Source organism: Streptomyces camelliae, assembly GCF_027625935.1.
Taxonomy (GTDB): Bacteria; Actinomycetota; Actinomycetes; order Streptomycetales; family Streptomycetaceae; genus Streptomyces; species Streptomyces camelliae.
The window spans coordinates 5,509,207-5,532,875 of sequence record NZ_CP115300.1 but is presented as its reverse complement, the minus strand read 5'-3'; the positions used below and the strand labels follow the sequence as shown (position 1 = coordinate 5,532,875).

The following is a 23,669-nucleotide window of genomic DNA, read 5'->3' as shown; positions in this document are numbered from 1 at the left end:
GCGGGGCGGGCGGAAAGCGCCGTCGCCCCCGCTCCCCCGCCAGCCCGCTTGCCTACTTCTGCAACACCGCCAGGTCCTCCGTCGCCCCGCTTGCCTACTTCTGCAACACCGCCAGGTCCTCCGTCGTCTCCGGCACCGCCACCATTCCCCGGTCGTTCGCCAGGGTCTGGATGGTGAAGCCGGGGACTCCGGCCTCGGTGGCGGCCAGGGTGCGGGATGCGTAGACCGGGCCGCCCGAGGTGGTTTCCACGGTGAGGGCGTAGGTGCCCTGGAGGCCGGACGGGACGGGGACGTCGACGTTCTGGGTCGTGCCGGACTTGATCGTGTACGTCTTCGTCGCCGCCGTGCCGCCGTCGCTGCCCGCCGAGGCGGTGACCTTGACCGTGGCCGTGGCGGTCGGCGCGGTCAGGGCCAGGGTGGTGCCCGTGCCGCTGTTGTAGGCCACCGTCGCGCGCGTGCCGACGGGGGCCGTGGCCGGGATGAAGGCCGTCTCCTGCTTGTCGCCCTTGCCGCGGACGACCTGGAGCGCCGCCACGACCGGGACCGACCGGTCGGTGGGGGTCAGCACCAGGGAACCCGCCTCGCCACGGGTCACGGCGCCGAGGTCGGCCGCTGTCGTCATGCCGGACTTCACGTGCAGGGTCTCGTTGCCGGCCGGGGTGATCAGGCCGTCGGGCGAGGCCAGGCGGACCTTGAGGTCGGCGTCGTCGCCGCCGGGGGTGAAGGCGATCAGCCGGACGTCGGTGGCGTCCTTCGGGATGCCGGGCAGGACCAGGCTGGGAGCCGGGTCGGCGGCCGCGGCCAGCCAGTCGCCGCCCGTCTTGCCGTCCAGGGCCTGTACGGCCGCGCCGACCCGGCCGCTGCGGACGCTGACGTGCACGGTCAGGTCGGGCTGCTGTGTGTCGGTGAGGGTGGAGAGCAGGATCGGCTTGCTCGCGCGCGGCGGGACCGTGAGGTTCTCGCCGAGCGGGGACTTGATCGCGCCGTCCTTGCCGTACAGCTCGATGTCGACGACGGCGGCGGAGTCGTCGGGGTTGGTCAGATGGACGTAGTCGGTGCGGCTCGCGGCGGTGCTGGCGCCCGGGAACCAGAACTCGGTGTCCGCGGGGCCGCAGGTGACGCCCTGGAGGCCGCGGCCGGTGCCGGCGGCCACCTCGGTGGTCTCCTGGACGGTCCAGCCGGGCGCGAACTGCCCGTCGGCGGTGCCGATGAGCGCGGGTGCGTCGGCACCGGAGCTGTCGCCGGTGGCGGGGGTGCCGGGCGCCTTGGGGGTGAGCACCGGCTGGCCCGACGCCCCCGACGCCTTCTGTCCACCCTTGGAGTCTTTCGTCCCCTTCGTTCCCTTCGAGCCCTTGGCGCCCTTGCCCGTCTGGGAGCCGCTCGACTGGGAGTTGTCCGTGCCGTCCGCCGACTGCTCTGCCGCCGACTGGAGTTGGGCCTTGCCACTGCTCGCGGCGCCCTGGGTGACGGGTGTGAACGAGGTGTACGACGTGTCGGCGATGTCCGAGATGCTCGGCGCCGGGCACAGCAGGCTCGTACGCTGCACCGGGAGGTCGGCGGCCACCTTGGGGGCGGAGGCCCCGGCCGCGGACGGGCCGTCGAACGCGGCGAACGCGGTGACGGCGGCCAGCGCGGCGGTGCCGGCGATCAGGGACAGGGTCGTGCGGTTCACTGCTGGCTCCCGTCGGGGCGCTCACTGCCGGTGCCGTGGTCGTAGCCCTGGTGGGCGGGGTCGTACGCCGGGTCGTAGCCCTGCTGCTGGTACGCCGTCGGGTCGTACGGCATCTGGTCGGCCGTACCGCTGTAGGCGTACGGGTCGTACTGGCCGTTCTGGTACGGGTCCCGCGCGTAGCCCTGCTGGTCGTAGGCGGGCGTCTGGTACGGGGCGCCGGACTGGAACTGGTCGGCCGCGTAGCCGCCGTATCCGGTGTTCGTGTAGGAGGACTGGTCCCAGTCGCCATAGGGCTGCTGGTGGGGTACGGCCGCCGCCGGGGGCTCCTCGGGCAGGGGTGGGGCGGCCATGGACTCCTCCCCCGTCTGCTCCTCGCTCTGCTCCTCGGCCTGGGCGCGCAGGCGGCGGGCGCGGCGGCCCTCACCCGTCGTGGCCTGAGCGGGGAGGGGCTCCGCCTCGGGCAGGTCGTCGTCGACGTCGCGGCGGCGGCCGGGCAGGGCGAGGACGACCAGGACGACGGCGAGTGCGCCCTGGGCCCACAGCCAGGCGGTGTGGGTGATCGGGTCGTCGTAGGTGACGTCGAGCCGGCCGCCGCTCGCGGGCAGCTGGAAGCCCTGGGCCCAGCCGTCGACCGTGGTGCGGGTGAGCGGCTTGCCGTCCAGGGTGGCCGTCCAGCCGTCGGAGGCGGTGTCGGCGAGGCGCAGGACGCGGCCGTCCGCGCCGGACGGGACGGTCGTGTGGATCTCCACCGGTCCCGCACTGACCGGCTGGGCCGTGCCCGAGCCGCCGGCGGGGACGATGGTGGCGCGGGAGACCTCCTGGTCGACGCGCCACAGGGCGCTGCCGCCCTGCTGGCTGAGCCGGCTCAGGCCGGGCGTGGCGTCGAGGACGCGCGTGAAGTCGCGGGGCGCGCCCTTGTGGACGAGGACGTAGCGCACGGCGAAGCCGCCGAGTTCGTTCGCCTGGTCGGCGCCGGAGCCGGCGAGGAGGTTGGCGACGACCTTGTCCAGCCGGGTGTTCGCGCCGTCGGCGGCGCTGAGTTCGGCGTCGCCCATGCGGGCGCCCGAGCCGCGGACCAGGGTGTAGCGCACGCGCGCGGTGGAGTCGCTGTCGAGGATCAGGGTGCGCGCGCGGTCGCCGGTGGTGGAGTCCTCGGCGACGAACGCGGGCACCTGGGTGGGGTCGCGGCGCTCCAGGGGGCCGTCGGCGCCGCCGAGCATCCAGCCGGCGGCGACGAGCAGCGGGCCCGCGGCCGAGGCGAAGGCGACCAGGGCGGCGACGGGCTGGCGCCAGCCGAAGCTCTGCTCGGCCACGCGCGCGCGTGCGCCGTCGGCGCCGAGGGTGGCGGCGGCCAGCAGGGCGATGCCGTAGACGAGGGTGGCCGGTCCGGCCCAGGTGGACTTGTTGGACAGGACGGCGAAGACGAGGGCGACGAGGGCGACGGCCCAGGCGGTGCGGATGCCCAGTTGGCGCTCGGAGCGCAGGAGGGCGGCGAGCGCGGCGAGGACGATGCCGAGGAGCATCAGACCGTGCACGGTGCCCGCGCCGCCGGGGCTGGCGCCGAGCAGGTCGAGCGCGGAGGCGGTCGAGGGGCCGTAGTCCAGGCCGGCTTCCGTGAAGAAGCCGGTCGGGAGCAGGGTCAGCGACCAGGGGGCGAGGATCAGCAGCGGGGTGCCGAGCTGGGCGAGGAAGCGCAGGGCGTGGGCGACGAGGTCGCCGCGGCGCAGGGCGAGCACGCCGAGGCCGAGGAGCAGCGCGATGGGCCAGACGATCGGCGTGAAGGCGGTGGTGATGGTCAGCAGCAGCGCGTACGCCCAGGTGGCGCGCCAACTGCCGCGCGCGCCGGAGCGGTTCGCGAGGCCGCTCGCGGCGATGCCCGCGCGCGCGATGAGCGGCAGCAGCACGGCGAGGACGGCGGTGCCGATGCGGCCGCCGGCCAGGGCGCCGGTGGTGGCGGGCAGGAAGGCGTAGGCGATGGCGGCCCACGCGCGCAGCAGCCGGGAGGTGACGAGCGGCCGGGACGCGAAGTAGGCGGTGAACCCGGCGAGCGGCACCGAGGCGACCAGCAGGACGGTGACCGCGAGTCCGGTCGAGCCGAACAGGAGTGTGGCGAAGGTCGCGACGATCGCGAGGTAGGGCGGCGCGGACGGGGTGCCGCCCGCGCCCACCGGGTGCCACGCGTCGGTGAAGCGGGACCACAGCTCGCCGGCGCCGTCCGGGGCGGGCAGCAGGGCGCCGCCCGCGAGCGCGCCGCCGCCGAGCAGGGCGCGGCAGGCGACGAGGGAGATCAGCAGCAGGGCCAGGAAGAGCACCGGGCCGGGGTTGCGGGCGATGCGCTTGAGCCGGGCGAACTGCTCGATCTGCAGGAAGTCGGCGTCGTCGCCGCCGGGGCCGGACTCCATGGCGCCGCCGTGCCGGCCGGCCGAGGAGGTGTCGCTGTCCCTGCCGCCGGTGAAGTTGCCCGCGACCTGCTCGACGGTGGCCCGGACGGTGGCGCCGGGCGGCGGCAGGAGCTGGCGCAGCTCGCCCTTGTCGATCCGCGAGGGGCCGCGGCGGCGCCGGGCGGCGATGATCCGCTCGGGGCGCAGCAGGGTGCCGAGCAGGCCGCGGATCTCGTCGACGGCCTGGCCCGGGACCTTGCCGACGAGGTAGGCGACGGTCCTGAGGACGGTGCCGAGGACGAGCCGGAGCAGGACCCAGGGCAGCGCGGCGCCGCGGATGTTGACGAGCAGGGTGTAGACGGCGCCGGCCTTGTCGACCTTGTGCGGGGAGGCGGCGGTGCGGCCGGCGCAGTCGACGGTGCGGCGCTCGCGGGAGGCGGCCTCGGCGTGCCGTACGACCGCGTCGGGGGCGACGAGGACGCGGTGGCCGGCGCTGTGGGCGCGCCAGCACAAATCGACGTCGTCGCGCATCAGGGGCAGTCTGCGGTCGAAGCCGCCGAGCTGTTCGAAGACGTCGCGCCGGATGAGCATGCCGGCGCTGGACACGGACAGCACGGTGCGGACGTGGTCGTGCTGGCCCTGGTCCTGTTCGCGGCGGTCCAGGCCGGTCCAGCGGCGGCCGGAGTTGGCGATGGAGACACCGACCTCCAGCAGCTGCCGGCGGTCGTACCAGCCGCGCAGCTTGGGGCCGACGACCGCGACGTCGTCGCGGCCCAGTTCCAGTTCGTTCTCGACGACCCGCAGCAGCTGGGCGAGGGCGTCGGGTTCGGGGGCGCAGTCGTCGTGCAGCAGCCAGAGCCACTGGACGGGCTCGCCGTGCGGCAGTTCGGGCAGGTCGTAGGCGTCGTCGCGCCAGGTGCGCGTGACCGGGTCCCAGCCGCTGGGGCGCTTGAGGTACGGCAGCTCTTCCGGGGTGAGGACCGGGGCGGTGCGGCTCGCCTCCTCGACGGCCTGGCCGAAGCCGGTGCGGCGGGCCAGGTGCAGGACGTGTCCGTCGCCGAGGGCTTCGGTGAGCAGCCGGGCGGAGTCGTCCGCACTGCCGGTGTCGGCCGCGACCGCGTGCTGGACGGGGCGCTCCTGGCCGAGCAGCCCGGCGAGGGCGTCGGGCAGCCAGCGGGCACCGTCGTGGGAGACGAGGACCGCGGTCACCACGTGGCGCGGGAACTCAGGTGTGGCAGCAGGGTCTTGGGCTGCCGTGTGGCTGTGCACGGACATCGAGGTACGGGCCCCGGTTCGATGGACTGCGGTGGACACCCGTGCCGTGCGGGGACAGCGGGGCGTCTCGGACGAGCGACCACACTATCGGCAGTCCAATGGGGGCGGCGCGCAGCGCCTCGATGAGGGGCGGTGGTCGGGAGACGGGTGGGCGACGACGGCCCGCCGCCTGTGGATAACCCACCGGCGACGGGCCGTTCGTGACGATTCGGTGTGGATGTGCGGTCGGACGGCGCCCTTCTTCTGACGGCAGCCTTTCAGACGGCTGCCTTCTTCAGGCGGCGGCGCTCCCGCTCGGACAGGCCGCCCCAGATGCCGAAGCGCTCGTCGTTGGCGAGGGCGTACTCAAGGCACTCGGAGCGCACCTCGCAGGCGAGGCAGACCTTCTTCGCCTCTCTGGTGGAGCCGCCCTTCTCGGGGAAGAAGGACTCGGGGTCGGTCTGGGCGCACAGCGCGCGCTCCTGCCAGCCGAGTTCCTCGTCCGCGTCGTCGACCAGCAGTTGCTGCACCAGCTCGGTCATGTGCGCCCCTCGTCTGTCTTTCGCGTCCCCGTGCGTCAGCCGTTACCGATTTCGGCTGAACGACACGAGTGAAATTACAAGTGTGCTGCTCCGGGCGAGTCAAGCCGAGATCTGCTATTGGGCCCGTTATTCACTCTGCGGAACCAAGGCCGAGCGGAAAGTGTTCAAATCGCCATAAACCTTGACACGCAGGCGAGGGCCCGGGGTCGGCCGAGCCCGTACAGACCTCCGTCAGATCTCTGTACGGAGAAAGACGGCTCCGCGTTCGATCGAGTTGCACGAGGCTTGAATGCCCGGTTGTGCCGCATGTGTCCGATGATCTCGGTGAGCAAACCTTTCACCTGACAGAAGAACCGGATGGGGTGAAACGTGTCCCACATACCGGGCTCCGAGTTGACAGCCCAGGTGTGAACCGCTGTCCTAGTGGGCATGCTCGCGAACTTGGCATTCACCTCGACCCGCACCGCCGGGTCCCTCGGTGCTGCCCGGTCCCGCTGTAGCTGTTGTCGCTGTTGCAGCTGTTGAGCCACACCTCGCTCCAGCTGTGAGCCGTGTCCCTCGTGACGCGGTTCGCGTTCTCCGTTCCCTCTGGCCTTCTTTCACTGAGGAACCACCGCACCCCATGAACAGCGACAACGACCTCCAGATCGCCGGCGACATCCTCGAAGTCCCGCACCTGCTCCAGCCGCCGCGCGAGCACCCGGTCACGGTGGCCGAGTTCGTGGGCCTCGCGCGCGCGATCGCCGCCGACCGCTCCCAGTGGGCCCATCTCGTCCGCTACGACGCCACGACCCGCTGGTACCACCGGCTGCGCACGGGCCCCGGCTACGAGGTGTGGCTGCTGAGCTGGGTGCCGGGTCAGGGCAGCGGGCTGCACGACCACGGCCGCTCCTCCGGTGTCCTCACCGTCCTGGAGGGCACCCTGACCGAGCGCACGGAACGCGGCACGCGCGCGTTGGCGGCGGGCGCACAGAGGGTGTTCGCACCGGGGTACGTCCACGAGGTCGTCAACGACGCACTGGAGCCGGCCGTCAGCCTGCACGTGTACCACCCGGGCCTGACCCAGATGCCGATGCACACCTCACCGCACTGCGAAGCTCGTCCGGTGACTGCCTGACGCATTGTCGTACCCGCCTGCAACACTTGCCCTCATGCGCATTGTGGTTCTGGCAGGCGGCATCGGCGGTGCCCGTTTCCTGCGCGGTCTGAAGCGGGCCGTGCCGGACGCGGAGATCACGGTGATCGGCAACACCGGCGACGACATCCACCTCTTCGGGCTGAAGGTCTGCCCGGACCTCGACACGGTGATGTACACGCTGGGCGACGGCATCAACGAGGAGCAGGGCTGGGGACGGGCCGACGAGACCTTCCGGCTCAAGGAGGAGCTGGCGGCCTACGGCGTCGGACCCGAGTGGTTCGGCCTCGGCGACCGGGACTTCGCCACGCACATCGTGCGGACGCAGATGCTCGGCGCGGGCTATCCGCTCAGCGCGGTCACCGAGGCGCTGTGCGACCGCTGGCAGCCGGGCGTGAAGCTGATCCCGATGACCGACGACCGCGTGGAGACCCACGTGGCCGTAGACGTGGACGGCGAGCGCAAGGCGGTTCATTTCCAGGAGTACTGGGTACGGCTGCGCGCCGAGGTCCCGGCTGAGGCGATCGTGCCCGTCGGCGCCGAGCAGGCCAAGCCGGCACCCGGCGTGCTGGAGGCCATCGCGGCGGCGGACGTCATCCTCTTCCCGCCGTCCAACCCGGTCGTGTCCATCGGCACCATCCTCGCCGTGCCCGGCATCCGGGAGGCGATCGCGGAGGCGGGCGTGCCGGTGGTGGGCCTGTCCCCCATCGTCGGGGACGCGCCCGTGCGCGGGATGGCGGACAAGGTGCTCGCCGCGGTCGGCGTGGAGTCCACGGCCGCCGCGGTCGCCGAGCACTACGGCTCCGGCCTGCTGGACGGCTGGCTGGTCGACACCGTGGACGCGGGCGCGGTCGAGCGGGTCGAGGCGGACGGCATCCGCTGCCGGGCCGTACCGCTGATGATGACCGACGTCGACGCGGCCGCGCAGATGGCGCGCGAGGCGCTGGCGCTGGCCGAGGAGGTGCGGGGAGCGTGAGCGAGGACCGCCCGGAACCCACGGCGCACCCGCAGTACACGGTCCGGGCTCTGTCCGGCATCCCCGAGGTGCAGCCGGGCGACGACCTCGCCAAGCTGATCGCCGCCACCGAGCCGGGCCTGGCCGACGGGGACGTGGTGATCGTCACCTCCAAGATCGTCTCCAAGGCCGAGGGCCGGATCATGGAGGCCGCCGACCGGGAGGCCGCCATCGACGCCGAGACGGTCCGGGTGGTGGCCCGGCGCGGCACGCTGCGCATCGTGGAGAACCGGCAGGGCCTGGTCATGGCCGCCGCCGGGGTCGACGCCTCCAACACCCCGGCGGGCACGGTGCTGTTGCTGCCCGAGGACCCGGACGCGTCCGCGCGCGCGATCCGCGACGGCCTGCGCGCCGCTCTCGGTGTCGACGTGGGCGTGCTCGTCACCGACACCTTCGGGCGGCCCTGGCGCTCGGGGCTCACGGACGTGGCGATCGGCGCCGCCGGCGTGCGCGTGCTGGACGATCTGCGCGGGGGCACGGACGCGTACGGCAATCCGCTCAGCGCGACGATCGTGGCCACGGCGGACGAACTGGCCGCGGCGGGAGACCTGGTCAAGGGCAAGGCGACGGGCCTGCCGGTGGCCGTGGTGCGCGGGCTGCCCCATGTCGTCGGCGGGGAGCAGGAGGAGGGCGCGCGGGCGCTGGTGCGCGACCCGCACAGCGACATGTTCCGGCTCGGCACCTCCGAGGCGGTCCGCGAGGCGGTGACCCAGCGGCGTACGGTCCGGGCCTTCACCGACCAGCCGGTGGACCCCGGGGCGGTACGGCGCGCGGTGGCGGCGGCGGTGACCGCACCGGCGCCGCACCACACCACGCCGTGGCGGTTCGTGCTGCTGGAGTCGGCGGAGTCCCGCACCCGGCTGCTGGACGCGATGCGGGACGCCTGGATCGCCGATCTGCGCCGGGACGGCAAGAGCGAGGAGTCCATCGCGAAGCGGGTGCGCCGTGGCGACGTGCTGCGGGGCGCGCCGTATCTGGTCGTGCCGTGCCTGATCATGGACGGCTCGCACCACTACGGGGACGCGCGGCGGGACGGCGCCGAGCGGGAGATGTTCGTCGTCGCGACGGGCGCGGGCGTGCAGAACCTCCTTGTCGCGCTGGCCGGGGAGCGGCTGGGGTCGGCGTGGGTGTCGTCCACGATGTTCTGCCGGGACGTGGTGCGCGAGGTGCTGGACCTGCCGGCGGAGTGGGAGCCGATGGGTGCGGTGGCCGTCGGGCATCCGGCGGAGGAACCGCGTCCTCGGCCGGAGCGGGACGCGGGGGCGTTCATCGAGGTGCGGTGAGTTCGCCGTATGCGTTCCGCCGCGAGCGCCTAGTCTCGTAGGGACGCATCCCTCAGCTCCCTGTCTCTCTCTTCTCTCCCTGGACCTCACTCGTGGCAGGACGTTTCCCTCAGCGGCCCACCCGCACGACCGTGCGCGGGGGCCATGTCGGCGTGCCGACGGGGGCAGCCGCCGGGATACCCCGGCAGGCGGCGGCGCCCGCGCGGGTACGGCGGTGGGTGCCGGACGGGCCGCTCGATCTCGGGCTGGTGCTCGGACCGCTGCGGCGCGGGCCGGCCGACCCCACGTTCCGGGCCACACCGGACGGCTCCGTGTGGCGGGCCTGCCGTACGCCCGCCGGGCCGGGGACGCTGCGGGTGCGCGCGTACGGCGGTGAGGTGCGCGGTGAGGCCTGGGGGCCGGGGGCCGAGTGGCTGCTGGACCAGTTGCCCGAGCTGCTGGGCACGGCCGACGATCCGGAGGCGTTCGTGCCCCGGCACCGGGTGGTGGCGCTGGCGCGGCACCGGCGGCCGGGGCTGCGGCTGACGCGGACCGGGCTGGTGCTGGAGTCGTTGATCCCGTCGGTGCTGGAGCAGAAGGTCACGACCGACGAGGCGTACCGGGCCTGGCGGTTGCTCGTGCGGAGGTTCGGGGAGCCGGCGCCGGGGCCCGCCGGGGCGTTCGAGCGGCCGATGTGGGTCATGCCGGCGGCGCGGACGTGGGCACTGATTCCCTCCTGGGAGTGGCACCGGGCGGGGGTCGACGACAAGCGGGCTTCCACGATTCTGCGGGCCGTACGGGTCGCTGCGCGGCTGGAGCAGGCGGTGGGGATGCCGGCGGTCGAGGCGCGGGCGCGGTTGGAGGTCGTGCCGGGGGTGGGGCCGTGGACGTCGGCGGAGGTGGTGCAGCGCAGTCATGGGGCGGCGGACGAGGTGACCGTCGGGGATCTGCATCTGCCGGGGATCGTGGGGTGGGCGCTGGCCGGGGACCGGCATGCCGACGACACGGAGATGCTGCGCTTGCTTGAGCCGTATGCCGGGCAGCGGCATCGTGCGGCTCGGTTGATCCTGCTGAGCGGTCATGTGCCAGCTCGGCGTGCCCCGAAGATGCCTCGGGTGGACATCGGGTTGCTCTGAGCGTGCCCTGTGCTGCGGCACGCCCGGCCGGCCGGTGCTCACCGGGCAACCTGTGCTGCGGCTGGGCGGGGCTTGCGTCGCTTACTGGCGCTGGCGCTGGCAAGGCGCCTCCCCCAAGCTCTTCGAGCAGGGGGTACCCCCAGCGCCCACCCTCCCCCAGTCTCGGCTTCGCTCGACCGGGGGCACCCCCATCGCCCCAGCGGCACGACTGCCCGCAGCTACGCAAGCGCCCCCAAGGGGGCGCGGGGAACTGCGCGAGCACGGACCGCCGGGCCGCAGACGACAGCGCGCCCGCGGGACCCGACGGAATCGGGGGGTTTGGGGGGCGAAGCCCCCGAAGGGGCGCGGGGAACTGCGCGAGCAGCCCCCGCGCGGCCGCAGACGACAACGCACGCGGCGGACCCCGCGGAAAATCGGGGGGCTGGGGGCGCGGCCCCCAAGGGCGGCCCCCAGGTTCCCCTGAGCTACTGGTCGGACGAGAAGCGGAGCGCCTTCGCCGGGATGTGGGCGTCGCACCACACCCGTACGCCCTCGCGGAGCTCGTTGTCGGGGCCGACGACCGCGCCGTCGCCGACGACCGTGCCGGTGAGGACGGAGCGTTCGCCGACGCGGGCCTTGCTGCCGATCAGGGAGTCGGTGACGACCGCGCCCGCTTCGATGACGGCGCCCGGGAGGATCGTGGAGCCGGAGACGCGGGCGCCCTCGGCCACGAACGCGCCCTCGCCCACCACCGTGCCGCCCGTCAGCTTGGCGTCGGGGGCCACCGTGGCCGTGGGGAGGACGAGGCTGTCGCCGCAGCGGCCGGGGACGGCGGGGGACGGGGCGCGGCCCAGGACCAGGTCCGCCGAGCCGCGGACGAAGGCCCCGGGGGTGCCCAGGTCCAGCCAGTACGTGGAGTCGACCATGCCCTGGAGGTGGGCGCCGGCGGCGAGGAGGTCCGGGAACGTCTCGCGTTCCACCGAGACCGGGCGGCCCAGCGGGATCGTGTCGATGACCGAGCGGCGGAAGACGTACGCCCCCGCGTTGATCTGGTCGGTGACGATCTCCTCGGGCGTCTGCGGCTTCTCCAGGAAGGCCAGGACACGACCCGTCTCGTCGGTCGGGACCAGACCGAAGGCGCGCGGGTCCGCCACCTTCGTCAGGTGCAGGGACACGTCCGCGCCCGTGGACTGGTGGGTGTCGACCAGGGCCTTGATGTCGAGGCCGGTCAGGATGTCGCCGTTGAAGATCAGGACCGGCTCGTCCGGACCGGAGTGCAGCCGCGAGGCGACGTTGCGGATCGCGCCGCCGGTGCCGAGGGGCTCCTCCTCCGTCACGTACTCGATGCTCAGGCCGAGGGAGGAGCCGTCGCCGAAGTACGGCTCGAAGACCTCGGCCAGATAGCTGGTGGCGAGGACGATGTGGTCCACGCCCGCCGCCTTGGCCCGCGCCAGCTGGTGCGTGAGGAACGGCACGCCGGCGGCCGGAACCATGGGCTTGGGTGTGTGCACCGTCAGCGGACGCAGCCGGGTGCCTTTGCCACCGACCAGGAGGATCGCTTCTGTCACCTGTCGTCTCTGCTTTCTTCCTGCCGGGACCGGTCGAACTACTCGTACCACTCGTTTCGGTTTCGGCCGGTCAGTGTATGCAGACCGTAGCGACGGCGCCCTTGACGACCGCGCGGTTTTCCACGAGATCGGTAAAAGGACGGTGTGAGACCGGCGCGCCCGGCCGACAGGGGTGAACTTTATCCTCCGCGGCGGAACGGGCCGAACCGAGCCGCGTATAAAGGGACTTGCCGGGGCACTCGGTGGCAAATCCGCCCCGATGGCCGGAGATCACATTCAGTCGTACGCTCTTGCCTTCGGGGAGAGGTTGCCACCGCCCGACGTGAGATATGTCCTTCCCCGCGGACCGGCTCCGCCACACCACCCGCCCGGCCCTCGTAGAGAGTTCCGCACGTGTCGACGACGACGTTGTAGCCGATGCCCCGCCGGCCCATGCTCGTGACGCGGTAGCGGTGGATACCGCGAATGACGGAGGGGGCCCGGGAGCAGCTGTACTTGTTGCCCGAGGCCGGTTCAGGCGCACAACGGAGGGCAGCACGTACCCTTTTCCGGGTGAACGCCACCGATCGCACCCCTGCCGACCTGCTGGCTTCCGCGCTCGCCGCGGACCCCGGCCGCCCGCTGGTGACCTTCTACGACGACGCCACGGGCGAACGCGTCGAACTGTCCGTGGCCACCTTCGCCAACTGGGTGGCCAAGACGGCGAACCTCCTTCAGGGCGACCTCGCCGTCGAGCCCGGCGACCGGGTCGCGCTGCTGCTGCCGGCGCACTGGCAGACGGCGGTGTGGCTGCTGGCGTGTTCGTCGGTGGGGGCCGTCGCCGATGTGGGCGGGGAGCCCTCCGTGGCCGACGTCGTGGTCAGCGGGCCGGACGCGCTGGACGCGGCGCGGGCGTGCCGGGGAGAGCGGGTCGCTCTCGCGCTACGGCCGCTGGGCGGGCGGTTTCCGCAGACGCCGGACGGGTTCGTCGACTACGCCGTGGAAGTGCCGGCGCAGGGGGACCGGTTCGCGCCGTTCGCTCCGGTGGACCCGGAGGAGCCCGCGCTCATCGTCGCCGGGGCGGAGTTCAGCGGGGCCGAGGTCACGCAGAAGGCTGTCGCCGACGCGGCGGGGCTGGAGCTGACGGGGCCCGGGTCGCGGATGCTGTCGGGGCTGCCGTACGACACGTGGGAGGGGCTCAGCGCGGGGCTGTTCTCGCCGCTCGCCTCCGGCGGATCCGTGGTGCTGTGCCGGAATCTGGACCGGCTGGACGAGGAGGCTCTCGCCCAGCGGATCGAGAGCGAGCGGGTGACGTCGGTACGGCGGTGATCGCCGTCGTAACCCACTTGGAGTAGCTGAGGGCGCCCCCCGCCCCTCCTCCCGCCATCGTCGTAGGAGCAGCACGTTCCGCTCGTACGCCGATGAGGGGGTGCCCCGCCCGTGACCGACACCGTAGACAGGGCCCCCGGTCCCGGTCTCGGGGCCTCGGCCACCGGGGACGGGCTGGTGCGGCGGCGTCGGCGGCGGTGGGCGCAGGGAGTGGCGCTCGGGCTGGCCGGGGTCGTCGTGGTGGCCGGCGGGACCGGCTGGGCGCTGTACGCCAAGCTCAGTGCCAACATCACCGCGGACGACCCGGCCGCCCGGGAACTCGCCCGGTACGAGGCCGAGCGGCCCACCGCGCTGGTGCGGGGCGCGCAGAACATCCTGCTGATCGGGTCCGACACCCGGGCCGGCGACGGGAACGCGGAGTACGGGCGGGATCTGGGCAGCGAGCGGTCGGACACGACGATCCTGCTGCATCTGGCCGCGAACCGGCGCAGCGCCACCGCCGTGTCGTTGCCCAGGGATCTGATGGTGGACATCCCCGCGTGTATGCGGGCGGACGGGAGCCGGAGCGAGCCGGTGTTCGCGATGTTCAACAGCGCCTTCTCGGTGGGCGGTTCGGCGTGCTCGATCCGAACCGTCGAGAAGCTGACCGGCATCCGCGTCGACCATCACGTGGTCGTGGACTTCCGCGGGTTCAAGAAGATGGTGGACGCCGTCGACGGGGTGCAGGTCTGTCTGAAGGAGCCCATCGACGACAAGGCCGCCCGGCTGAAGCTGCCCGCGGGGAAGGTCATGCTGAACGGGGAGCAGGCGCTCGGGTATGTGCGGGCCCGCAAGTCGCTCGGCGACGGCAGCGACACCGAGCGGATGGAGCGCCAGCAGCGGTTCCTCGGCGCGCTCGTCAACAAGATGCAGAGCGGTGACGTCCTGCTGAACCCGGGGAAGCTGTACCCGGTGCTGGACGCGGCGACCTCCTCGCTGACCGCCGATCCGGAACTGGCCAGTTTGCGCGGCTTGTACCAGTTGGTGCGCGGGCTGCGCACGATCCCCATCGAACGGGTGCAGTTCCTGACGGTGCCGAGGGAGTCGTACGTCTACGACACCAATCGTGACCAACTCGTGGAGCCGGAGGCCGAGAAGCTGTTCGCGCGGCTGCGGGCCGATCAGCCCGTGGTGGTGACAAATGGGACGGGGGGTGCCCCTTCCCCCGCACCGACCTTCCGCGGCACTACCGCCGCCGAGCACGACTGCGCGTGAGGCGCACCTCGGCGCGCCGGACTTCCGTTCAGAAAATGAGGGGGATTGCCCAGTTGTAGGGGGGCGGAATTTGTCACCGGCGTCGCTCGACGCTGAACTGGGCGGATAGTGTGAGCGACCCGGTGCACCTCGCCGCGAGGTCCCTGTGGGGGTCGTGCACCGATTCACCGAGACCCGAGCGCCTTTGAGGGGGAAGGCGCCGCGTGGCCCCGACGGAGGATTCGGACAACCGTGGACGCGCAAGGCCGTGGGCGGGCGGACAACATCGACCCCGCCGACCAGTGGGTACTCAATCCGAACACCGGCGAATACGAACTGCGACTGAGCACTTCCGCACCGCAGTCGTCGGTCCCGGGCCCCCGCAGACCCGCCTCCCGGGGCGGCACCGGTGCGCCGCGCCGGCTGGATGACTCCAAACCCGGCGAGACCCGGGAGATGAGCACGGTGCGCGCCGGGAACGTACCGCCGCCGCGCTCGGCCCGGCGCCGCGGCGGCGAGCCGGAGGCCCCGCAGGGGCGGCGGGCGGCGCGGCGGCCGGCGAAGAAGAAGTCGAAAGCGAAGAAAATACTGGCGTGGACGGCAGGCGGCACGGCGTTCGTGCTGGTCGCCGTCGGCACCGCCGGCTATCTGTACCTCAAGCACCTTGAGGGCAACATCAGCTCGACCGACGTCGGTGACGCGGGCTCCAAGGGCTTCAGCAAGGACGAGGCCTTCAACCTGCTGGTCATCGGCACCGACAAGCGCACCGGCAAGGGCAACGAGGGCTACGGCGACAAGGGCAGCGTCGGGCACGCGGACACCGACATCCTGCTGCACGTGTCGAAGGACCGGACGAACGCCACCGCGATGAGCATCCCGCGCGACCTCATCGTCAACGTCCCGGACTGTCCGACGAAGCAGCCCGACGGCAGCACCAAGGTGATCCCCGGCACGGAGAACGTGCGCTTCAACACCAGCCTCGGCCAGGACGGTCGCGACCCGGGCTGCACCATGCGCACCGTGGAGGAGGTCACCGGCATCCACGTGGACCACTTCATGATGGCCGACTTCAACGCGGTGAAGACCCTGTCGAGCGCGGTCGGCGGCGTCGAGGTGTGCGTCACGCACCCGGTGAACGACAAGGAGTCCCATCTGAAGCTGCCCGCGGGCAAGTCACGGGTGTCGGGCGAGCAGGCCCTGGCCTTCGTGCGCACCCGGCACAGCTTCGGCAACCACGGCGACCTGGACCGCATCAAGGTCCAGCAGCAGTTCCTGGGCTCGCTGATGCGCGAGATGTCCTCCAGTGACACCCTCACCAACCCCTCGAAGCTGCTGGACCTGGCGGAGGCGGCGACCAAGGCGCTGACCGTCGACACCGGCATCGACAGCATCAGCACCCTCAAGGACATGGCGCTGGAGATCAAGAAGGTCCCGCCGAAGAACATCTCCTTCGTGACCGTGCCCGTGGTCGACAACCCGGCCGACGGCGTCGTCCACAAGACGGTCATCGTCAACCAGACCGCCGCCCCTCAGGTCTTCGACGCCATCAAGAGCGACGTCTCCTTCACCGAGGTGAAGAAGAAGCAGAAGCAGGCGAAGGACGCCCAGGCCGCGCTGCTCAACGGCACCAGGTCCGCGCCGTCCGAGGTGCGGGTGCGGATCCTCAACGGCGGTGCCGAAGGGGGCAGCGCGCAGCAGACCCTGTCCTGGCTGCAGACCTCCAAGGGCGTGCTGAAGTCGGAGAACGCGGGCAACGCACCGGCGGAACTGAAGAACACCACGCTGGAGTACGCCCCCGACCAGGCCGCCCAGGCGCGGGAACTGGCCGCGCTGATGGGGCTGCCCGGCTCGGCACTCAAGCCCGGCAAGAGCGTGATCAACTCCCAGGGCCTGCCGGCGATGACACTGACCCTGGGCAAGGACTTCAAGGGCGCGGGCGTCTCGCTCACCGCTCCGGCGAAGGCACCGAAGGTCGACGGGGCGTCCACGGCCAACGAGGCCAAGTGCGCCTCATAGGTAACCCTTCGGGCCCGTCGTGCGTCTAACCCGACGCGGGACGGGCCCGTTTCATGGCGCGAGGGTGGGGAGGGCAGGAAGCTTTGGCGCAGAGCGATGTGCGGGGAGACGCGCGGGGAGACGTGCGGGGAGACATGCGGGGCGAGGCTCCCGCGGGGGACGACACGATGTCGCTCACGCCGCGGTCCTCGGAAGCGGCGGAGGGCTCCGGCCGGCATGGCGGAGGACGACGCGGAGGCGGCGTGCAGACCGACCGGCCGCGGCGCAGACGGCGCGCTCTGCGCTGGTCGGCGACAGTGCTCGCGGTGGTCATACTCGGTACGGCCGGCGCCGGTTATCTGTACTACGAGCACCTCAACGGCAACATCCGCAAGGGCGCGCGCAGCAGCGGCGACGGCAAGGCGCAGAAGACCGCGCCGAACGCCGCCGGGCAGACGCCGCTGAACATCCTGCTGATCGGCTCGGACAGCCGTAACTCGGCCGAGAACCTGAAGCTCGGCGGCAGCAAGTCCAGCGTCGGCGGCCCCCCGAACGCGGACGTGCAGATGCTCATCCACCTCTCCGCGGACCGCAAGAGCGCCGCCATGGTGAGCATCCCCCGGGACACCCGTGTCGACATCCCCCCGTGCAAGGACCCCGACACCGGCAAGTCGTACCCGGCGACGAACGACATCATCAACACCACCCTGGGCCGGGGCGGGGCCGGCTGCACGCTGTCCACCTGGGAGAACCTCACCGGGGTCTACATCGACCACTGGATGACGATCGACTTCTCGGGTGTGGTGCGGATGGCGGACGCCATCGGCGGGGTCGACGTCTGTGTGAAGCAGAACGTGTGGGACCACCCCACCCCGGCCCAGCCCGGCGGCTCCTGGCTGAAGATGACGGCCGGCACGCACAAGGTCAAGGGCGAGCAGGCACTGCAGTGGCTGCGCACCCGGCACGCCTGGGGCAGCGACCCCCTGCGGGCCCGCGCCCAGCACATGTACCTGAACTCGATGATGCGCACGCTGCGGCAGCAGAACATCTTCACCGACACCGGGCGCCTGATGAACCTGGCCGAGGCGGCCACCAAGTCCCTGAAGGTGTCCGAGGAGATCGGCACCGTCAAGAAGCTGTACGACCTGGGCATGGAGATGAAGTCGGTGCCGTCCGACCGCATCACGTCGGTGACGATGCCCAACCTGCCGGATCCGCAGGACCCCCGCAACCACGTGGTGCCGGACGCCGCGAACTCCGCCAAGCTGTGGCAGATGCTCCGCGACGACGTGCCGCTGGACAAGAACGGCGGCACGAGCGACTCCGGTACGAAGCAGGTCTCGGCCAAGCCCGCCCCGGCCAAGACGCCCTCGACGGAGCCGGGCCGGCTCGGGGTGCTGGTGCAGAACGGCACGCAGACCTCGACCGAGGCCGCCGTGCAGCACCGGGCGTCGGCGATCAGCGACGTCCTCGTACAGGCGGGTTACGCCAGGGCGGCGGCCGACACCTCGGGCGCGCAGTCGGTGGACAAGACGGTCGTGCAGTACCCGAGCGCGGACCTGCAGGGCGACGCCGAGGCCGTCGCCAAGGCCCTCGGGATCCCGACGAGTTCGGTGAAGCAGTCGACCGACGTGTCCGGTGTCACGGTCGTCGTCGGCGCGGACTGGCGCACCGGCACGTCGTATCCCAAGGAGTCGAAGCCGAAGGCCGGGGACATCCCGGACGGCACCGACGCCGTCAACGGCGCGGACACGTCGAAGTGCATGGACGTCTACGGGCCCTACCGGTGGTGAAGCCCTGCGGGCAGTAGCCGAGAAGGCCCCTCCCAGCGGTCTGGGAGGGGCCTTCTCGGATGGGTTCAGTGCGAGCTGAGCACCGCGGGCCGCCGGGAGGCGATGACCTTCTTCGCCAGCGCCTTCGGGCTGGTCAGAAAGCCCCAGCCCCACGACATGTGCATGGTGGCGAGGGCCACCGGGATCTGCAGCCGGGCCGTCAGCGGCAGGCCCTTGCCCGCCGGGACGGAGCCGGCGGCGATCGCCGCGAGGTAGCCGACGGGGATCACGAAGCCCACGGGGCTCACCAGAGCGCCGACGACGATCCCGGCCGCTATCGCGCACACCGCGGCCGGCGGGGCGAGGTAGCGCAGGTTGATGGAGCCGGAGTGGTAGCGGGCGACGACGTGCCGCCAGCGGCCGTAGTCCTTGTACTGCTTGGCCAGCGCCTTCACACTCGGCCGGGGCCGGTACGACACCTTCAGCTCGGGCGAGAACCAGATCAGCCCGCCCGCCTCGCGGATGCGGAAGTTCAGCTCCCAGTCCTGGGCGCGGATGAACTCCTCGTTGTAGCCGCCCTGCTGCTCCAGCGCCTCGCGCCGGAAGACACCGAGATAGACGGTCTCGGCGGGTCCGGCTTCCCCTCCCGTGTGGAAGGCGGCGTTGCCGACCCCGATCTTCGAGGTCATGGCGGCCGCGACCGCGTGCTCCCAGGCGTTCTCGCCCTCGGCGTGCATGATGCCGCCGACGTTCTGCGCGCCGGTCTCCTCCAGGAGGCGGACGGCGGTGGCGATGTAGTTCGGCGAGAGCATGCCGTGGCCGTCGACGCGGACCACGATCGGGTGCCGGGAGGCCTTGATCGCCGCGTTCAGCGCCGCGGGCGTGCGGCCGGTGGGGTTCGGGACGGTGTGGACGCGCTTGCTTTCGTTGGACGCAGTTTCGTTCACCAGCTCGGCGGCGATCTCGTCCGTGCGGTCCGTGGACGGACCGAGGGCGATCACGACCTCCATCTCGCCGGCGTACTCCTGCGCGAGGATCGCTTGGACGGCTCCGCGCAGATGCCGCTCCTCGTTGAGGACGGGCATGATCACGGAAACAGCGGGGAGTCGCACGTCGGGCTTGGCGTTCATAGGGGCCTCACGTTACCGCGAACGGGGGACACCGGTGCGCGCCACCGGGGTGTGGGACCGGGCTGGAGATCGTATCGGCCTACCGTGCTCACGGATCCCACGTACGGCCTCGTCCGGAGGTGTCCCCCTTGGCCAGCCCGCCCCGGTCCCCCGCGCGTCCGCAGCGCCGACCACAGCCGCCCCGCCGTGTGCCGCGCCCGCCCGAGCGGCCCGTGCGCTCCGTTCGCGGACCGCGTCGGCCGCGCTGGGCCATGCGGGCGGTGTCCACCCTGTCCGTGGTGGTGCTCGCCTCGGCCGGGATCGGGCACGCGGTGATCAGCAGCCTGGACGCGGGCATCGCCCGGGTCGACGCGTTCAAGGACATGAAGAACCGGCCCCGGGCGGGTCACGGCATGAACGTGCTGCTGGTCGGCACCGACGGCCGCGACCGGATCACCGAGCAGGAGCGGCGCGCGTTCCGGCTGGGCGGGGCGGCCTGTCACTGCACGGACACGATGATGATCGTGCACATCTCGGAGAACCGGGAGCGGGCCACCGTGGTGAGCCTGCCGCGTGACTCCTACGCCGAGGTACCCGCGCGGACCGACCCGGCCACCGGGCAGCAGCACCCGGCACACGCCATCAGGCTGAACGCCGCGTACGCCGAGGGCGGCCCCCAACTGACCATCCGCACGGTCGAGAACATGACCCATGTGAAGATCGACCACTATCTGGAGGTCGACTTCAGGAGCTTCATGAAGACCGTGGACGTCCTCGGCGGAGTGAAGATCTGCACGCCGAACCCGCTGAAGGACGCGTACAGCGGCCTCGACCTCACACCCGGCACGCACACCCTCACGGGCGGGCAGGCGCTGCAGTACGTACGCGCCCGGCACGTCGACGGCACGAGCGACCTGGGGCGGATGAAGCGGCAGCAGAGGTTCCTGGCCGCGCTGATCGAGAAGACCGCCTCCTCCGGGGTGCTGCTGAACCCGATGCGGTTCCGGGACGTGACCCGGGCGGTGCTCGGTTCGGTCCGCGCCGACGAGGGCTTCGGCACCGACGAGCTGCTCGACCTCGGCCGGGCCATGCGGGACTTCTCACCCTCCTCGTCCGAGTTCACCACGGTGCCCATCGGGCAGCTGAACTACGAGGTCAAGGGCCTCGGCTCGACCCTGAAGTGGGACCCGGCGAAGGCGGACCAGCTGTTCACGTCCCTGCGCGACGACAAACCGCTCACCAAGGACCAGCCCTCGCCCCAGCATCACACCGGCCCCGCGCCGGCCCCGCCGGCCCCGGCGACCCCGGTGGAGGTGGATCCGGGGCAGGTCCGCGTCCAGGTGGAGAACGGCACGGGGACCTCCGGGCTGGCCAAGCGGGTGGACGCCGCGCTGGCGGGGACGGGGTTCGCGACGACGCACCGGCCGACGACGGCCGCATCTCATGTGCCGCACACCGTGATCTCCTACGACCCCCGGTTCGACAAGTCCGCGCGTGCGCTGGCCGCCGCGCTGCCCGGGTCCGAGCTGCGGCCCGTTCCCGGCCAGGGGCAGCTGCTGAGGGTGACGGCCGGGGCGGACTTCAAGGACGTGCACAGGGTTCGGTTCGAGGATCCGGGCCAGCCCCAGCCGACGCCGGTGCGCGGCAACGAGGTGGTGTGTTAGCACCCCGAGAGGACCGGCCGCCCGGTGACCGGGGTGCCAGTCGGCTGGAGTGCTAGTCCTCGAACCCTTCGGCCGCCCTCTGCTCCCGCAGCTCCCTGATCGCCCGCCGCCGCGCCAGCCGGTGAGTACGGCGGATCTGCGCCTCCTGATACCGCCGCCGGTCCCGGTCGGTCTCCGGGAGCACCGGCGGGACGCGGCGTGGCTTGCCGTCGGCGTCGACGGCCGCGAAGACCAGGTAGGCCGAGCCGACCTGGGTGGGCGGGGCGGACTCGTTCCAGCGTTCGGCGAGGACGCGCACACCGACCTCCATGGAGGTGCGGCCGGTCCAGTTCACCTGGGCCTTCACATGGACCAGATCGCCGACGCGGACCGGCTCCAGGAAGGCCATCTCGTCCATGGACGCGGTGACGGCGGGACCGCCGGAGTGGCGGCCGGCCACCGCGCCCGCCGCGTCGTCGACCAGCTTCATGATCACCCCGCCGTGCACCGTGCCGAGGAGGTTGGTGTCGTTGTGGGTCATGATGTGGCTGAGGGTGGTGCGCGAGGCGGACGTCGGCTTACCCGGAATGTCCACTTCCATGTCCGGTTCCGCGCCCGTGGCCTGGTCTGTCATGCCCTCCACCTTATGCCGATGTGACTTTCGCGGAATTTGTGTCAGCTTCGCAACAGCGCCGCCCTGATTTTCCGACATCCCTTGTAAGCCACATGGCGGCGCCCTGCACACTGGGGCGCATGAATGACTGGCCCGAGGGATGGTCCGACGACAACCGCGGACCCCGCTACGGACGCGGGAGTGCCGGCGCGCAGCCGGACGGCGCCCAGGTGATGCGTCAGGTGCGACGCGGCCCGGCGGTACCGCCCGGGCAGCGCTCGGCGTACGGCGACCCCGGCCCGGCGGCGCCGCCGTACGGGGCCGGTGTCCCGCAGCAGCCGTCGTACGTGGACGGGCAGGGACACGACGAGGGAGCCGGCTACGACAGCGGCTACAACACCGGGCAGGTCTACGGCGGCGGCCGGCGGGGCGGCGGCTTCGTACCCAACGACAACGACCCGGACCCGGAGCTCGACCGGTACCGGCCGCGTCCGAACTGGCGGCGGCGGATCAAGTGGACCGCGATCACGCTGGCGAGCGTGATCGTCATCACCTCGGTCGCGACCTACTTCTGGGCCGACTCCAAGCTGCGCCGCGAGGTCGACCTGTCCCAGGTGATCGACCGCCCGGCGTCGGGCTCGGGCACGAACTACCTGATCGTCGGCTCGGACAGCCGCGAGGGCATGTCCAAGGCAGACGAGAAGAAGCTGCACACCGGCTCCGCCGAGGGCAAGCGCACGGACTCGATGATGATCCTGCACGTCGGCGACAACGGCGACACGCTGGTCTCGCTGCCCCGCGACTCGAACGTGACCGTGCCGTCATACAAGGGCTCGACGTCCGGGAAGGTCTACCCCGCCACGGGCCGGCAGGAGAAGCTCAACGCGACCTACGCCGAGGACGGACCGACGCTGCTGGTGCGCACGATCGAGGCCAACACCGGTCTGCACATCGACCACTACGTGGAGATCGGCTTCCAGGGCTTCGCGAACATCGTGGACGCGGTCGGCGGCGTCGAGATCAACATCGACAAGGGCTTCTCGGACAAGTGGTCCGGCGCGAACTTCAAGGCGGGCAAGCAGACACTGAACGGCGCGCAGGCCCTCGCCTTCGTCCGCACCCGGCACGCCTTCGCCGCGTCCGACCTGCAGCGCACCAAGAACCAGCAGAAGTTCCTGTCGGCGCTGGCCCACCAGGTGGCCACCCCGTCGACGATCCTGAACCCCTTCACGTTCTACCCGGTGATGGGCGCGGGTCTGGACTCCCTGATCGTCGACAAGGACATGTCCCTGTGGGACCTGGCCTCGATGTTCTGGGCGATGAAGGGCGTCCAGGGCGGCGGCGGCACGTCGCTGAACATGCCGATCTCCGGTTCCGTCGGCGGCAACCTCGTCTGGGACAAGGCGAAGGTCAAGACCCTGGTGGACGAGCTGAACAACGACCAGAAGGTCACCGTCTCCGGCAACTGAGCCGATCGTCGCACGAAGGCCGAGGGCACCCGTTTCCGTGCGGGTGCCCTCGGCCGCCTTTCAGGCCGCTCCGTGTCTCACATGCCGGCGCCCGCCATGGCGCGGCACATCTCGGACGCGCGGCGACACGCGTCCGCGCACCGCTTCATCTGCGGGTCGTCCGGCATCCGCATACACGCCTCGACGCACATGTCGCACGCCGTGGCGCACATCGCGCACATCTCGCCCGACATCGGCGAGCGGCGCATCATCATGTCGGCGCACATCCGAGTGGTCTCGGAGCAGTCCATGAGCGCGCGCATGATCTGCATCTGGGCCTGACCGCCCATCTGCATGCAGGAACTCATGGTCTCCTCGCACATGCTGTGCGCGGTCATGCAGGCGTCGACGCAGTCCTGCATCTGCTGGGTCATGGGTGTCATCGTGGGCTGGGCCATGGCTCCTCCTGGGGGGAAGGGGGACGCTCGACGGGTCCCCGTGTGCTTCCGTCCTATGTCCCCGGGGCCCGGCCCGCATGTGACCGACCGGTCGGCAGGTGCGGCCCGGCCAGGCCATGATTGATCAAGCTTGCGTCAGCATGGTT

The 23,669-nt window shown here is 71.8% G+C and carries 17 protein-coding genes and 1 pseudogene; 10 read left to right on the top strand and 8 right to left on the bottom strand.

All coding sequences use genetic code 11. From position 1 onward, the window contains the following. Positions 1-94: 94 nt before the first annotated feature. From O1G22_RS25340 to O1G22_RS25330, 3 genes are all read right to left on the bottom strand, one after another. Positions 95-1,672, bottom strand: coding sequence for a DUF5719 family protein (locus O1G22_RS25340; RefSeq protein ID WP_270083414.1), 1,578 nt, complete (start codon positions 1,670-1,672; stop codon positions 95-97). Next, the gene (locus tag O1G22_RS25335) at positions 1,669-5,328 is read right to left on the bottom strand and encodes a glycosyltransferase family 2 protein (RefSeq protein WP_270083413.1); all 3,660 of its coding nucleotides are present in this window, start codon (positions 5,326-5,328) and stop codon (positions 1,669-1,671) included. The genes O1G22_RS25340 and O1G22_RS25335 overlap by 4 nt, the downstream gene beginning before the upstream one ends. A gap of 257 nt (positions 5,329-5,585) precedes the next feature. Continuing rightward, entirely contained in the window at positions 5,586-5,849 is a 264-nt protein-coding gene (locus tag O1G22_RS25330) for a WhiB family transcriptional regulator (RefSeq protein ID WP_003975777.1), read from the bottom strand. Positions 5,850-6,471: 622 nt separating this feature from the next. Here O1G22_RS25330 and O1G22_RS25325 point away from each other — a divergent pair. The 4 genes from O1G22_RS25325 (at position 6,472) to O1G22_RS25310 (ending at position 10,397) form a co-directional block, all read left to right on the top strand. Further along, positions 6,472-6,966 carry a cysteine dioxygenase gene (locus tag O1G22_RS25325; protein ID WP_225099042.1) on the top strand — a complete coding sequence of 165 codons (495 nt, stop codon included), beginning with the start codon at positions 6,472-6,474 and terminating at the stop codon, positions 6,964-6,966. Positions 6,967-7,000: 34 nt separating this feature from the next. Continuing rightward, positions 7,001-7,960, top strand: a complete 960-nt coding sequence (gene cofD / locus O1G22_RS25320; protein WP_270083412.1) for a 2-phospho-L-lactate transferase — start codon at positions 7,001-7,003, stop codon at positions 7,958-7,960. Then, on the top strand, positions 7,957-9,282 hold the full coding sequence (locus tag O1G22_RS25315; protein ID WP_270083411.1) for a coenzyme F420-0:L-glutamate ligase: 1,326 nt from the start codon (positions 7,957-7,959) through the stop codon (positions 9,280-9,282). The genes cofD and O1G22_RS25315 overlap by 4 nt, the downstream gene beginning before the upstream one ends. 92 nt (positions 9,283-9,374) lie before the next feature. Continuing rightward, positions 9,375-10,397, top strand: a complete 1,023-nt coding sequence (locus O1G22_RS25310) for a DNA-3-methyladenine glycosylase family protein (RefSeq protein ID WP_270083410.1) — start codon at positions 9,375-9,377, stop codon at positions 10,395-10,397. Between the two features lie 464 nt (positions 10,398-10,861). On the opposite strand, the gene manB is transcribed toward O1G22_RS25310, so the two are convergent. Continuing rightward, entirely contained in the window at positions 10,862-11,944 is a 1,083-nt protein-coding gene (manB, locus tag O1G22_RS25305) for a mannose-1-phosphate guanylyltransferase (RefSeq protein ID WP_270083409.1), read from the bottom strand. A 187-nt stretch (positions 11,945-12,131) separates the two neighbouring features. Further along, positions 12,132-12,534, bottom strand: a pseudogene (locus O1G22_RS25300) (N-acetylmuramoyl-L-alanine amidase); the annotation flags it as partial. Between O1G22_RS25300 and O1G22_RS25295 the strand changes: the two are divergent. From O1G22_RS25295 to O1G22_RS25280, 4 genes are all read left to right on the top strand, one after another. Then, positions 12,497-13,252 carry a TIGR03089 family protein gene (locus tag O1G22_RS25295; protein ID WP_270083408.1) on the top strand — a complete coding sequence of 252 codons (756 nt, stop codon included), beginning with the start codon at positions 12,497-12,499 and terminating at the stop codon, positions 13,250-13,252. The pseudogene O1G22_RS25300 and the gene O1G22_RS25295 sit on opposite strands and share 38 nt — an antisense overlap. Positions 13,253-13,363: 111 nt before the next feature. Continuing rightward, a complete protein-coding gene (locus O1G22_RS25290; protein WP_270083407.1) occupies positions 13,364-14,506 on the top strand; it encodes an LCP family protein in 1,143 nt (380 codons plus the stop codon). Positions 14,507-14,737: 231 nt separating this feature from the next. Further along, positions 14,738-16,501: an LCP family protein gene (locus O1G22_RS25285; protein WP_270083406.1), complete on the top strand. Its 1,764-nt coding sequence runs from the start codon at positions 14,738-14,740 to the stop codon at positions 16,499-16,501. Positions 16,502-16,668: 167 nt separating this feature from the next. Beyond that, on the top strand, positions 16,669-18,273 hold the full coding sequence (locus tag O1G22_RS25280) for an LCP family protein (RefSeq protein ID WP_270083405.1): 1,605 nt from the start codon (positions 16,669-16,671) through the stop codon (positions 18,271-18,273). Positions 18,274-18,338: 65 nt separating this feature from the next. Here the strand turns inward: O1G22_RS25280 and O1G22_RS25275 are convergent, their stop codons facing one another. Further along, entirely contained in the window at positions 18,339-19,382 is a 1,044-nt protein-coding gene (locus tag O1G22_RS25275) for a glycosyltransferase family 2 protein (protein WP_270083404.1), read from the bottom strand. A gap of 128 nt (positions 19,383-19,510) precedes the next feature. On the opposite strand from O1G22_RS25275, the gene O1G22_RS25270 reads away from it, so the two are divergent. Further along, positions 19,511-21,025, top strand: coding sequence for an LCP family protein (locus O1G22_RS25270; RefSeq protein ID WP_487416681.1), 1,515 nt, complete (start codon positions 19,511-19,513; stop codon positions 21,023-21,025). Between the two features lie 52 nt (positions 21,026-21,077). On the opposite strand, the gene O1G22_RS25265 is transcribed toward O1G22_RS25270, so the two are convergent. After that, the gene (locus tag O1G22_RS25265; RefSeq protein ID WP_225099053.1) at positions 21,078-21,638 is read right to left on the bottom strand and encodes an acyl-CoA thioesterase; all 561 of its coding nucleotides are present in this window, start codon (positions 21,636-21,638) and stop codon (positions 21,078-21,080) included. Between the two features lie 119 nt (positions 21,639-21,757). On the opposite strand from O1G22_RS25265, the gene O1G22_RS25260 reads away from it, so the two are divergent. Next, positions 21,758-23,086, top strand: coding sequence for an LCP family protein (locus tag O1G22_RS25260; protein WP_270083403.1), 1,329 nt, complete (start codon positions 21,758-21,760; stop codon positions 23,084-23,086). A gap of 77 nt (positions 23,087-23,163) precedes the next feature. Here O1G22_RS25260 and O1G22_RS25255 read toward each other — a convergent pair whose 3' ends face one another. Next, positions 23,164-23,523: a four-helix bundle copper-binding protein gene (locus O1G22_RS25255; protein ID WP_225099055.1), complete on the bottom strand. Its 360-nt coding sequence runs from the start codon at positions 23,521-23,523 to the stop codon at positions 23,164-23,166. Positions 23,524-23,669 lie beyond the last annotated feature (146 nt).